Origin of the sequence: Alishewanella sp. BS5-314 (assembly GCF_025377695.1) — a bacterium.
Classification (GTDB): Bacteria; Pseudomonadota; Gammaproteobacteria; order Enterobacterales; family Alteromonadaceae; genus Alishewanella; species Alishewanella aestuarii.
Genome location: NZ_JACEHJ010000002.1, coordinates 16,241 through 28,920, shown reverse-complemented (window position 1 = coordinate 28,920; position 12,680 = coordinate 16,241). Strand labels below are relative to the sequence as shown.

The following is a 12,680-nucleotide window of genomic DNA, read 5'->3' as shown; positions in this document are numbered from 1 at the left end:
TTAAGCTTCTGTAGCCGCTTCTGCAGCTGGTTTCGCCGTGGCTTCTTTGATGCTCAGACGCACGCGGCCTTGCTTATCCACTTCCAGTACTTTCACTGCCACTTTCTGGCCAACCTGCAGATGATCAGCAACATTCGCTACGCGCTCATCAGAGATTTGTGAAATATGCACCAGACCATCTTTACCTGGCAGCACATTAACGAAAGCACCGAAATCAACGATCCGCACCACTTCACCCTGGTAGATAGCACCAACTTCAATCTCAGCAGTAATAGCATTGATCTTATCGATAGCAATCTGCGCCGCTTTCGCGGTGGTGGCAGCAATCTTGATGCTACCGTCATCTTCCAGCTCGATGGTGGTACCGGACTCTTCAGTGATTTGACGGATTACGGCGCCACCTTTACCGATAACTTCACGGATTTTCTCCGGATTAATCTTCATGGTGTAGATGCGCGGTGCATACTCAGACATCTCTGAGCGGTGCGAGCTAATCGCCTGATCCATCACATTCAGAATATGCAGACGAGCCGCTTTCGCTTGCTTCAGCGCGATTTGCATAATTTCCTGAGTGATACCATCGATCTTGATATCCATCTGCAGTGCTGTGATACCTTCAGCTGTACCGGCCACTTTAAAGTCCATATCACCCAGGTGATCTTCATCGCCCAGAATGTCAGACAGCACGACGAAGTCATCACCTTCTTTAACCAGACCCATGGCAATACCGGCCACTGAGGCTTTGATTGGTACACCGGCATCCATCAGTGCCAGTGACGAACCACAGACTGAGGCCATTGAGCTTGAACCGTTCGATTCAGTAATTTCTGATACCACACGCACCGTGTACGGGAACTCGTCAAACGATGGCATTACCGCCTGCACACCACGCTTAGCCAGACGACCGTGGCCGATTTCACGACGCTTCGGTGAACCCATCATGCCGGTTTCGCCCACTGAGTACGGAGGGAAGTTGTAGTGCAGCATAAAGGTATCGTTTTTGGCACTCAGCAAGTCATCAACGCTTTGCGCATCGCGCGCCGTACCTAAGGTCGCAGTCACCAGCGCCTGAGTTTCCCCCCGGGTGAACAGGGCTGAACCGTGAGTACGTGGTAACACACCGGTCATCACGCTTAAACCACGGATCATTTCCGGATCACGGCCATCGATACGCGGCTCACCTTTGGTAATGCGGCCACGCACCACTTTCGATTCTAAATTGTGGAAAATTTCACCGACTTCCGTCAGGTTCAACGCTTCGCCTTCTGCCAGCTCAGCGGATAATTTCTCAATCAGAGCGGCTTTAATTTCACCAATGCGCTCATAGCGTTTGGCTTTCTCGGTAATGCGGTAAGCATCGCCTAAATCGGCAGTCGCCAGCTCAGCGATTTTTGCGATCAGGGCGTCGTTCTTCGCAGGGGCAACCCAGTTCCAGGCTGGCTTAGCAGCTTCGCCGGCAAATTCAACGATGGCATTGATTGCAGTTTGCATTTGCTGGTGACCGTACATAACGGCGCCTAACATCACGTCTTCTGACAGGATACCGGCTTCCGATTCCACCATTAATACCGCGTTTTGCGTACCGGCAACCACTAAGTCCAGCTTAGAGGTTTTCAGTTCTTCTTCTGATGGGTTTAACACGTACTGGTTATTGATATAACCAACACGGGCCGCACCGATAGGGCCACTGAACGGAATACCAGAGATGGCTAAAGCAGCAGAGGTACCAATCAGCGCCACGATATCCGGTTGAATTTCTGGCTGTACTGACACCACAGTAGCAACAACTTGCACTTCGTTAGTGAAGCCTTCCGGGAACAGTGGGCGAATTGGCCGGTCGATTAAACGTGAGGTTAACGTCTCGCCTTCGCTTGGCCGGCCTTCACGTTTGAAAAAGCCACCCGGGATCCGGCCAGCTGCATACATTTTTTCCTGGTAGTTTACGGTTAACGGAAAGAAGTCCTGACCAGGCTTAGCTTCTTTTTTGCCCACTACTGTTACTAAAACAGCAGTATCTCCCAGGCTGGCCAGCACTGCGGCATCTGCCTGACGGGCGATAACGCCGGTTTCTAAAGTAAAGGTGTGTTGGCCGAACTGGAATGATTTTACGATGGGAGTCACGTGGTGTTTTCCTTTGTCTTAATCGCCGAATTGCGATGTGTTGCTCTGTTTTATTTGCTTGCTTAGTATACTCTGTAAGCTGTGACAAAAGATAGTTCCGTTCTTTTGCCAGAAAAAATTTTGGCCATAAAAAAAGAGGCCCGAAAGCCTCTTCTTTTACTGACGTCGATTAACGACGTAAGCCTAAACGCTCGATCAGGCTGCTGTAACGCGCCAGATCTTTGCCTTTCAGGTAGTCTAACAGTTTACGGCGCTGGCTAACCATGCGCAGCAGACCACGACGTGAGTGGAAGTCATGCTTGTGCTCGGCAAAGTGGCCTTGCAGGTGGTTGATAGAAGCGGTTAACAGAGCAACCTGTACTTCTGGTGAACCGGTGTCGCCCGCTTTAACAGCGTATTCAGCAACGATTTGTGCTTTTTGAGCAGCGCTTAATGACATGGTATGTCTCCAAATGTGAGTGAACTAAGATACGCTAGCCGCCGATCACTCATCCAGCGGCAGCAAAACTGCCGACGCATTGTACAGGGCCGGCCTGTTTTAAGCAAGTAAACTGCTGTCGTCGGCAACTGTCGGTGCTAACGCCGCCAGATTAATCAGCCGCCGGCTACTCAGTTCGCCAGACACAATTTCACCAATACCCAACAACTGACCTGATTCGGCATAAAGCTTTACCACTTCGGCATCAGCGGCGGCAACCTGACAACTCTGGCCATGCATAATGGCTTTTTGCTGCGCAGCATCCAGAACCTGGCTGGGTAAGCCCTGTAACCCGGCATCCATCGGTAACAGTAATGCATCCAACGCCGCCCAGTCCTGCTGTTCATTAAGCGCTTCCAACTGTGCCGGGCTCACCATCTGTGCTGCCTGAAAAGGCCCTACCTGCACCCGGTGCAACCGGCTGACATGGGCACCACAGCCCAGTAGTTCGCCCAGATCATCAATCAGCGTGCGGATATAGGTGCCTTTGGAGCAATGCACAATAAAATCTGCGGTCTGTGCCGTACGTGACAGCAACTCGAATCGATAGATGCTGATCGGCCGCGCTTCGCGTGGCACCTCAATGCCCTGCCGGGCATATTTGTACAGGGGCTGGCCCTGATACTTCAACGCCGAAAACATCGTCGGCACCTGTAAAATATCCCCGCTCAGCTGCTGCATCGCTGTGGTCAGCTCAGGCTCGCTAAAACTGACTGCTTTTTCACTAACGACCTCGCCCTCGGCATCACTGGTGGTGGTACGGATACCAAAGGTGGCGGTCACCTGATAGGTTTTATCGGTATCCAGCAAAAATTGGCTAAACTTAGTCGCTTCACCAAAACAAATAGGCAGTAAGCCAGACGCCATCGGATCCAGCGCGCCGGTATGACCGGCTTTTTGCGCCTGATATAACCAGCGTACCCGTTGTAAAATACCGTTACTACTGACCTCTAACGGCTTATCCAACAGCAAGATGCCATGTACCGGCCGGGCATTCTTACGGGCGCGCATTATTCCAGTTCTTCCGCTTCCGGATTCGGGCCAGCTTGCTGGCGCTTACGCTCGTCATCTTTACGAACTGTATCTACCAGATTGGCCATCCGAATCCCCTCATTCAGCGACTGATCAAAGGCAAAGCGAATATGCGGCACAATGCGGGTTTGGATCCTTTTGCCAATTAAGCTGCGGATAAAACCTGAGGCTTCATTCAGGATCTTCAGGTTGTCTTCAACCTTACTATCATCCATACCAAGGAAGGTCACAAACACCTTGGCATGCGATAAGTCGCGCGATACTTCAACATCGGAGACGGTGATCATGGTATGCAGCCGTGGATCTTTAATTTCACGTTGCAGGATCACCGCCATTTCTTTTTTCATCTGTTGTGACAGACGGTCAACACGAGAAAATTCTTTCATTATCTTATCCTTAGTCTCATGTCGCAGCGCAGCGCTGCCGAGACTTAAACACAACAGGGGCAACCTGTGCCCCTGTTTATCGGTAAGCCGTTGCTATTATAGCGTACGTTCTACCTGGATCGTTTCAAACACTTCGATCTGGTCGCCTTCGCGCACATCGTTGTAGTTCTTCACACCGATACCACATTCAAAGCCCTGGCGTACTTCGCTAACGTCATCTTTAAAGCGACGCAGTGACTCCAGTTCACCTTCGTAAATCACCACGTTATCACGCAGTACGCGGATTGGCGCATTGCGCTTGATGATACCTTCGGTAACCATACAGCCGGCGATAGCGCCAAACTTCGGTGAGCGGAACACATCGCGAACCTGAGCCAGACCAATGATCTGTTGCTTAAACTCTGGCGCCAACATACCGGTCATTGCCTGTTTCACTTCGTCTAACAGCTCATAAATAATGCTGTAGTAACGCAGATCCAGACCTTCGTCCTCAACCAGTTTACGAGCCGAACCATCAGCACGAACGTTGAAGCCGATAATAATGGCAGAAGAGGCCGCAGCCAGCGAGACGTCAGTTTCAGTAATACCGCCTACGCCTGAGCCGACAATCTTCACTTTTACTTCGTCCGTCGACAGCTTCATCAGAGATTCAGTGATCGCTTCCACCGAACCTTGTACGTCCGCTTTCAGCACGATATTCAGCTCAGATACATCGCCTTCAGACATGTTGGCGAACATATTCTCCAGCTTGGCTTTCTGCTGCCGCGCCAGTTTCACATCGCGGAACTTGCCCTGACGGTACAGCGCAACTTCACGGGCTTTACGCTCGTCTTTCACCACTGTGACTTCGTCACCAGCTTGCGGTACACCGGACAGACCTAAAATTTCTACCGGAATAGATGGGCCGGCAACTTTAACTTCTTTACCGTTCTCATCACGCATTGCACGCACCCGGCCGTATTCGAAGCCACACAGCACTACATCACCCTGACTCAGAGTACCTTCTTGTACCAGGATAGAGGCAACTGGGCCGCGACCTTTGTCTAAGCGGGATTCAATCACCACACCACGGGCCAGACCTTTGTGTACCGCTTTTAATTCCAGCAGTTCAGCCTGGTTCAGAATGGCTTCCAGCAGATCATCGATACCCTGACCGGTTTTCGCAGATACCGGTACAAACTGGGTTTCACCGCCCCACTCTTCTGAGATAACACCGTACTGCGACAACTCGTTACGTACCCGATCGGCATCCGCTGTCGGCTTGTCAATCTTGTTCACCGCAACAACCAGCGGTACATTACCGGCTTTGGCATGCTGGATCGCTTCTTTGGTTTGTGGCATCACACCGTCGTCGGCGGCCACGACCAGAATAACGATATCTGTTGCTTTGGCACCACGTGCCCGCATCGAGGTAAAGGCGGCGTGACCCGGTGTATCCAGGAAAGTTACCATACCGCGTGGCGTTTCTACGTGGTAAGCACCGATATGCTGGGTAATACCACCGGCTTCACCGGCTGCAACCTTGGCTTTACGGATATAGTCCAGTAATGAGGTCTTACCGTGGTCAACGTGACCCATAACGGTCACAACAGGTGCGCGTGGCTCCAGCTCGCCCTGACCTTCACGGTCTGACATCACCGCTTCTTCCAGTTCGTTTTCCTTGGTCAGAATAAACTTATGGCCCATTTCTTCACAGACAATAGCCGCAGTTTCCTGATCAATGACCTGGTTGATGGTGGCCATGGCGCCCATCTTCATCATGACTTTGATCACTTCAGACGCTTTGACTGCCATCTTCGCTGCCAATTCGGCAACGGTGATGGTTTCACCAATCTTAACTTCACGCTCTACCGGCTGTGCTGGCTTGTTAAAGCCGTGCTGCATGCTGGTAGGGGTTTTCTTTTTCTTGGCATGCCGGTTGGCGCGGTTAAAGGCCTCTTTATCATTAGCCTCATCTTTACCTTTCTTCGCTTTTGCTACCGGGGCTTTTTTACCTACGCCGCGACGACCCGCACGCTCTTCTTTAGCATCGACTTCATCTTCAGCCTGCTTGGCGAATTTATTGCTGGTCAGATGGTAATCGTCGGCATCAGAACGGGTTGTTTCCTGCTGTGACCAGCGCTCACCATTTTCTTCGGCCAGCTTGCGGGCGGCTTCAACCTGACGCGCAGCTTCTTCTTCCAGCTTACGCAGCGCTTCCGCTTCCTGCTGCTTACGAATACGCTCTGCTTCTTTGCGGGCTTCTTCTTTCGCAGCACGGCGAGCCGCTTCTTCCGGGTCATCTTTATTGACCGGAGCTACCGTTTTTTGCTCTTCGCGCTTCTTCGCTTCAGCAGCACGACGCTCGGCTTCTTCTTTCGCCTTTAACTGGGCGGCTTCACGCGCTTTACGTTCTGCTTCCAGTCGTGCGGCTTCGGCCTGCTCTTCGGCGATACGGGCTTCTTCCTGCGCTTTCAGCGTGGCTTCATCCAGCAATGGCTTTTTGATATAGGTTTTTTGCTTACGAACTTCCACCTGGATTTCACGGTTACGGCCAGCGCCGCCCGCAACGCTCAGGGTGGTTTTTTCTTTGCGCTTTAACGTCAGCTTTGCCGGCTCAGCTGGCTTGCCGCCATGCTGCTTGCTCAGGTGCTCTAATAACGCTTTTTTCTCGTCTTCGGTTACCGTCTGGCCCTGGGCCTTGGTAATACCTGCATCAGCAAATTGTTGCACTAACCGATCAACAGTAGTACCGACATCACTGGCCAGTTTTTCTATGGTGACTTCTGCCATTTGTGTTGTTACCTCCGTTGACTACTTAGTTACTTTCATTAAACCAGACGATATTACGGGCAGCCATAATCAGGGCTGCAGCTTTTTCTTCAGGCATTTCTACAATTTCTAACAAATCGTCGGTTCCTAATTCTGCCAGGTCATCCAGCGTGGTGACACCTTTGCTGGCAATAACATAAGCAGTATGGGTATCTAAACCTTCCAGTGCCAGTAACGCCTCTGACGGCTTAGCACCTTCCAGTGATTCTTCATTGGCCAGGGCGCGGGTAGTTAACACGTCCTTGGCACGACTACGCAGCAACTCAACGGTTTCTTCGTCCAGACCGTCAATCGATAACAGCTCACTGATCGGCACGTAGGCGATCTCTTCCAGTGTTGAGAAGCCTTCTTCAACCAGCACTTCTGCGAAATCTTCATCGATTTCCAGCGCGTCCATAAACTGCTGGCGGACTTTTTCGGTTTCTTCCTGATGCTTTTTCTTCATGTCAGAAACCGACATCACATTCAGCTCCCAACCGGTTAACTGGCTGGCTAAGCGCACGTTCTGGCCGCTGCGACCGATAGCCATCGCCAGGTTAGAATCCTCAACCGCGATATCCATCGAGTGGGCGTCTTCATCAACAATAATGGAGGCCACTTCCGCCGGTGCCATCGCATTAATCACAAACTGGGCGTCATTATCGTCATACAGTACGATATCCACCCGCTCGCCACCCAGCTCATTAGACACGGCCTGCACCCGGGAACCGCGCATACCTACGCAGGCACCGACAGGATCAATGCGGCGGTCATTGCTCTTCACCGCGATCTTGGCGCGTGAACCCGGGTCGCGGGCGGCACCGCGCAGTTCAATCATTTCTTCGCCGATTTCCGGCACTTCGATGCGGAATAATTCCAGCAGCATTTCCGGTTTGGCACGGCTTAAAAACAGCTGCGCACCGCGGGCTTCCGGCTTCACATCAAATAATAAGGCGCGAATACGATCACCCGGACGGTAGGTTTCGCGTGGTAACATTTCTTCGCGCGGTAACATGGCTTCCGCATTGTTACCCAGGTCAACGATGATGCTGTCACGGTTAACTTTTTTCACCACACCAGTCACCAGCTCGCCGACCTGGTCCAGGTAAGCCTCTACCACTTGTGAACGTTCTGCTTCGCGGACTTTCTGCACAATCACCTGCTTGGCCATCTGGGTGGTGATGCGGTCAAACTCAATTGATGGAATTTGCTCTTCGACAAAATCACCAATTTTCAGATTCGGTTCGTCGTACTGTGCTGCAGATAAAGTGATTTCGCGGTACGGATGTTCCATTACAGCGTCATCGGCAACCACTTCCCAACGGCGGAAAGTTTCATAAGAGCCGGTTTTGCGGTCAATGCTAACGCGAACTTCGATATCGCCTTCATTTTTCTTTTTGGTGGCTGCGGCTAATGCGAATTCCAGCGCCTGGAAAATTTTTTCCCGCGGCACGGATTTTTCATTCGACACCGCATCAACAACTAATAATATTTCTTTTGCCATGGTCTATGCCTCGTTCTGATGCTACCCGGGCCAGTTAGAAAACCGGCACCACGTTTGCTTTATCAATGTTATCGACAAGCAAACTAAAGGGTTTGCCATCTACTTCCATTACCAACATATCGCCATCGAGCGCTGTCAGTATGCCTTTGAATTTGCGTCGGCCTTCCTGAGGGACTGTCAGTTTCACCTCGATCTTTTGCCCGACATAGAGTGCGAACTGTGCTTCGGTAAATAACGGTCGATCTAAACCTGGTGAAGACACTTCCAGCGTGTATTCAGTAGGAATAGGATCTTCAACATCCAGCAGAGCACTGACTTCACGACTGACAATGGCGCAGTCGTCAACATTGACGCCATCTGCTTTGTCGATAAAGATCCGTAAGGTGGTATGGCGGCCAGCACGGACCAGCTCGATACCCCATAATTGATAACCGGCTGCTTCCACAGTCGGTGTCAGCAGCTCAGTTAGTTGCTGTTCTTGTTTAGCCAAAAAAGACCTCCGAAACACAAATAAAAAATGGGCGAAGCGCCCATTACTACTTAAAACACGGACTCCAGATGCGAAAACGCCCCGAACGAGCGGGGCGAATCAGTATCCAGACACTAACCATATCGCCAATGATTAATGTTTTAAATTTGGTTGCGTTAGCCGGATTTCGACCTTCGCCCCGCGGTTATAGAGAGGAGCCCGAGGGCTGTCATCTATAACTTGGTATTCCAATTAAGTTGGTTGCGGGAGCCGGATTTGAACCGACGACCTTCGGGTTATGAGCCCGACGAGCTACCAGGCTGCTCCATCCCGCGTCCGTAACTGGCGCACATTATACCGTGCCTGAACTATGTCCGCAAGGCATGCTTGCGTTAATTTGGTGCCGAGAGCGGGACTTGAACCCGCACGTCCGAAGACACTACCCCCTCAAGATAGCGTGTCTACCAATTTCACCACCTCGGCTTGAAAACTTAGGCTTTAAAACTAGTTGCCTACCGGGATGTCGTTCTCGTCATCTTTCTTGGCAGGAGCCTGCTCGGTCGAAACCGGCACAGAGCGGAAGAACTCAGAACCGTCGTCTGGCTTGCTTTGTTTGGCGGTATAATTACCCAGCACAATACTCAGCACGAAAAACAGTGTAGCCAGCACAGTTGTGGTTTTAGTAAGGAAATTACCGGTACCGGAAGAACCGAACACCGTCGCTGACGCGCCCGCACCAAAGGCAGCACCCATGCTGGCACCTTTACCATGCTGGATCAACACCAGGCCGATCAGGGCTAAGGCAACCAGCAGATATAACACGATAAAAATCTCGTACATATTTAATCCTTTGCACTCAGGCAAATCTGGACAAATTCATCCGGCTTTAAGCTGGCTCCGCCAACTAAAGCACCATTAATATCGGGTTGTGCAAATAACGCAGCGCAGTTCTCTGCGTTCACACTACCACCATATAAAATTCTAAGCTGCATCGCAGCGACGGCGTCGTAACGCCCAAGCTCAGCCCGGATAAAAGCATGCGTCTGTTGCGCTTGCTCCGGCGTGGCCGACTCCCCGGTGCCAATGGCCCAAACCGGTTCATAAGCGACCACGGATTTGCTAAGCAATTCGGGCTGCGAAGCATACACCGCAGCTAACTGTTTCGCAAGAACCTGTTCGGTTTTTTCTTGCTGTCGCTCAGTCAACGTCTCGCCAATACAGAGTATCGGAGTTAACCCCTGGCGAATTGCCGAGGCCAGTTTTTCTGCCACCAACTGGTCTGATTCAAACTGGTACTGCCGACGCTCGGAATGCCCGACTAAGCAATAACTGGCACCAGCCTCTTGTAGCAGAGCGCCACTGAGCTGACCGGTATAAGCTCCCGCTTCAGCAACGCTAATATCCTGGCCACCTAACATAAAGTTACGCTGCGCCGGGAAAGCCATTAACAGGGTCGCCGGCGGACAAACCAGCAGATCGGCATCAACCGTCAGTGCGGACAGAGCATCTGTTACTGCCGCAACCAATGCCAGATTACCATTCATCTTCCAGTTGGCCGCGATCAGAGGTTTAAGCGCCATTATGCGTATCCTTTGCTAAAACGCGCCGATAGTAACCAAGCTTGCCGCTAAGGACAAGCTTTTCAGGGTTTAAAACGCTCAGTTGCACAATTTTTAACAGCTTCAGCTGGCAATTTTTACTGCTGCAGCAATCTGTTCGGCGTATTGCCGCACCAGCGTTTCGTCCTCGCCTTCCACCATAACCCGGATCAGCGGTTCAGTACCGGATTTGCGGATCAGCACCCGGCCGGTACCGGCTAATGCCCGCTCCACTTCACTGATACTCTGCTTCACATTTTGCTTATCCAGCGGTGCCGAGCCTTTGGCAAATTTCACATTAACCAGTACCTGCGGCAGTTTGCGCATATCGGCACATAACTCAGAGAGGGTTTTACCACTGCTCAGCATCGCATTCAGCACCTGCAAGGAGGCAATAATGCCGTCGCCGGTACAGGTATAATCCAGGTTCAACACATGACCGGAGTTCTCGCCACCGATGCGCCAGTTCTTTTCCCGCAGCAGCTCCATAACATAGCGATCTCCGACGGCACTGCGGGCAAAGGGAATATCCAGCCGGGCTAACGCCAGTTCCAGCCCCATATTGCTCATCAGGGTACCCACTACACCACCTTGTAAGGTGCCGGCTTCTTTAGCGGCGCGGGCAATGATATAGACAATTTCATCACCGTCCAGCACCCGGCCTTGCTGATCGACCATCATCACCCGATCACCGTCGCCATCATAAGCAATACCCAGATCAGCGCCTTGCGCCAGCACCGTATCACGCAACAGGTCAGTATGGGTTGCACCACACTTATCATTGATATTCAGGCCATCCGGCTTGCAACCAATGGCAATCACCTCAGCGCCCAGCTCTTTAAATACGGAAGGGGCGATATGATAGGTCGCACCATGCGCACAATCGATCACGATCTTCAGTCCGTTTAGTGACAGGTGATTGCTTAAATGGCTTTTACAAAACTCGATATAACGGCCAGAGGCGTCATTAATCCGCTCGGCTTTGCCCAGTTTCTCAGAAGGTTCACAGAGCATCGGCTGTTCCAGCTCATGCTCAATCGCTAACTCAACCTCATCTGGTAACTTAGTACCATCGGCAGAAAAGAATTTAATGCCGTTATCATAGTAAGGGTTATGCGATGCACTAATCACGATACCCGCTTCGGCTCTGAAGGTACGGGTTAAGTACGCTACTGCCGGTGTTGGCATCGGACCTAACAGCCGTACATCAATACCCGCGGCGATTAAACCCGCCTCCAGCGCCGTTTCCAGCAAATAACCGGAAATCCGGGTATCTTTACCAATCAGCACTTTACGCGTACCCCGTTCTGATAGTACCCGACCGGCAGCCCAGCCCAGCTTCATCGCGAATTCCGGCGTGATCGGAAAATCACCAACCCGGCCACGCACACCATCAGTACCAAAATATTTTCTGCTCATTCCTTAAACTCCATAACGTGCAGCGGCGGCCACCCGCACAGCCTGCACCGTAGCTTTTACATCATGCACCCGGATAATCTGCGCGCCGGCATAAGCCGCCAGAGTCGCACACGCCAGACTTCCCGCCAGACGTTCAGTTACCGGGACATCCAATAATTGACCTATCATAGATTTGCGTGACATTCCGGCGAGTACCGGATAACCACTTTGCACAAATTTATCCATCGCTGCTAACAGCTGATAGTTATGCGTCAGATTCTTACCGAAGCCAAAGCCGGGGTCCAGAATTATTTGTGTTGCTGCTATGCCTGCTTGCTGACAGTCAAGCGCCCGTTGTAATAAAAATGCCAACACTTGCTGTACCACATCCTGATAGTCCGGCGCCTGTTGCATGGTACGTGGCGCCCCCTGCATATGCATCAGGCAAACCGGCACCTGCAGCGCAGCGGCGGTTGCCAGGGCGCCATCTTCCTGCAAGGCTCTTACATCGTTAATGATATCGGCGCCAGCCTGAACCGCGGCTGACATCACCGCCGCCTTGCTGGTATCAATCGAAATCGCACAATCAAAGCGGCTGCGCAGCGCGCTAATCACCGGGAGCACCCGCTCTAATTCCTGCTCCAGACTCACCTCAGCAGCGCCCGGCCGGGTTGATTCACCACCAATATCCAGAATAGTGGCGCCATCCTGTAACATTTGGGCTGCAGCTGCGACCGCCTGCTCTAGCTGCTGATGTTTGCCACCATCAGAGAAAGAGTCCGGGGTAACATTCAGTATCCCCATCACCTGGGGGCGGCTTAAATCCAGCTCACGCTGGCGAGGCAAAACTAAACGCATGCAAAAAACCTTAGTCGAACGATCTGCTTATTAAATGACAAACCCC

The 12,680-nt window shown here is 51.7% G+C and carries 11 protein-coding genes and 2 tRNA genes; all 13 read right to left on the bottom strand.

Annotated elements, in window-relative coordinates; genetic code table 11:
• On the bottom strand, positions 1-2,121 hold the full coding sequence (pnp, locus tag H1D31_RS04655; RefSeq protein ID WP_008949884.1) for a polyribonucleotide nucleotidyltransferase: 2,121 nt from the start codon (positions 2,119-2,121) through the stop codon (positions 1-3).
• A gap of 169 nt (positions 2,122-2,290) precedes the next feature.
• The gene (gene rpsO / locus H1D31_RS04650) at positions 2,291-2,560 is read right to left on the bottom strand and encodes a 30S ribosomal protein S15 (protein ID WP_008608749.1); all 270 of its coding nucleotides are present in this window, start codon (positions 2,558-2,560) and stop codon (positions 2,291-2,293) included.
• A 99-nt stretch (positions 2,561-2,659) separates the two neighbouring features.
• Complete coding sequence (gene truB, locus H1D31_RS04645) at positions 2,660-3,610, bottom strand: tRNA pseudouridine(55) synthase TruB (RefSeq protein WP_261256510.1); 951 nt, start codon at positions 3,608-3,610, stop codon at positions 2,660-2,662.
• Positions 3,610-4,020 carry a 30S ribosome-binding factor RbfA gene (rbfA, locus tag H1D31_RS04640; RefSeq protein ID WP_197408368.1) on the bottom strand — a complete coding sequence of 137 codons (411 nt, stop codon included), beginning with the start codon at positions 4,018-4,020 and terminating at the stop codon, positions 3,610-3,612. The genes truB and rbfA overlap by 1 nt, the downstream gene beginning before the upstream one ends.
• Before the next feature lie 93 nt (positions 4,021-4,113).
• Complete coding sequence (gene infB, locus H1D31_RS04635) at positions 4,114-6,789, bottom strand: translation initiation factor IF-2 (protein WP_261256508.1); 2,676 nt, start codon at positions 6,787-6,789, stop codon at positions 4,114-4,116.
• A 25-nt stretch (positions 6,790-6,814) separates the two neighbouring features.
• Positions 6,815-8,311 carry a transcription termination factor NusA gene (nusA, locus tag H1D31_RS04630; RefSeq protein ID WP_008608756.1) on the bottom strand — a complete coding sequence of 499 codons (1,497 nt, stop codon included), beginning with the start codon at positions 8,309-8,311 and terminating at the stop codon, positions 6,815-6,817.
• A gap of 34 nt (positions 8,312-8,345) precedes the next feature.
• Positions 8,346-8,801, bottom strand: coding sequence for a ribosome maturation factor RimP (rimP, locus tag H1D31_RS04625; RefSeq protein ID WP_008608757.1), 456 nt, complete (start codon positions 8,799-8,801; stop codon positions 8,346-8,348).
• Between the two features lie 237 nt (positions 8,802-9,038).
• Positions 9,039-9,115, bottom strand: a tRNA-Met gene (locus H1D31_RS04620).
• 63 nt (positions 9,116-9,178) lie between these two features.
• A tRNA-Leu gene (locus H1D31_RS04615) sits at positions 9,179-9,263 on the bottom strand.
• Between the two features lie 21 nt (positions 9,264-9,284).
• Positions 9,285-9,620 (bottom strand): preprotein translocase subunit SecG, encoded by a 336-nt coding sequence (secG, locus tag H1D31_RS04610; protein WP_065956143.1) that lies wholly within the window; start codon positions 9,618-9,620, stop codon positions 9,285-9,287.
• A 2-nt stretch (positions 9,621-9,622) separates the two neighbouring features.
• Positions 9,623-10,360 carry a triose-phosphate isomerase gene (gene tpiA / locus H1D31_RS04605; RefSeq protein ID WP_065956142.1) on the bottom strand — a complete coding sequence of 246 codons (738 nt, stop codon included), beginning with the start codon at positions 10,358-10,360 and terminating at the stop codon, positions 9,623-9,625.
• Positions 10,361-10,462: 102 nt separating this feature from the next.
• Complete coding sequence (glmM, locus tag H1D31_RS04600; RefSeq protein ID WP_065956141.1) at positions 10,463-11,797, bottom strand: phosphoglucosamine mutase; 1,335 nt, start codon at positions 11,795-11,797, stop codon at positions 10,463-10,465.
• A 3-nt stretch (positions 11,798-11,800) separates the two neighbouring features.
• Entirely contained in the window at positions 11,801-12,634 is an 834-nt protein-coding gene (gene folP, locus H1D31_RS04595; protein WP_261256498.1) for a dihydropteroate synthase, read from the bottom strand.
• Positions 12,635-12,680 lie beyond the last annotated feature (46 nt).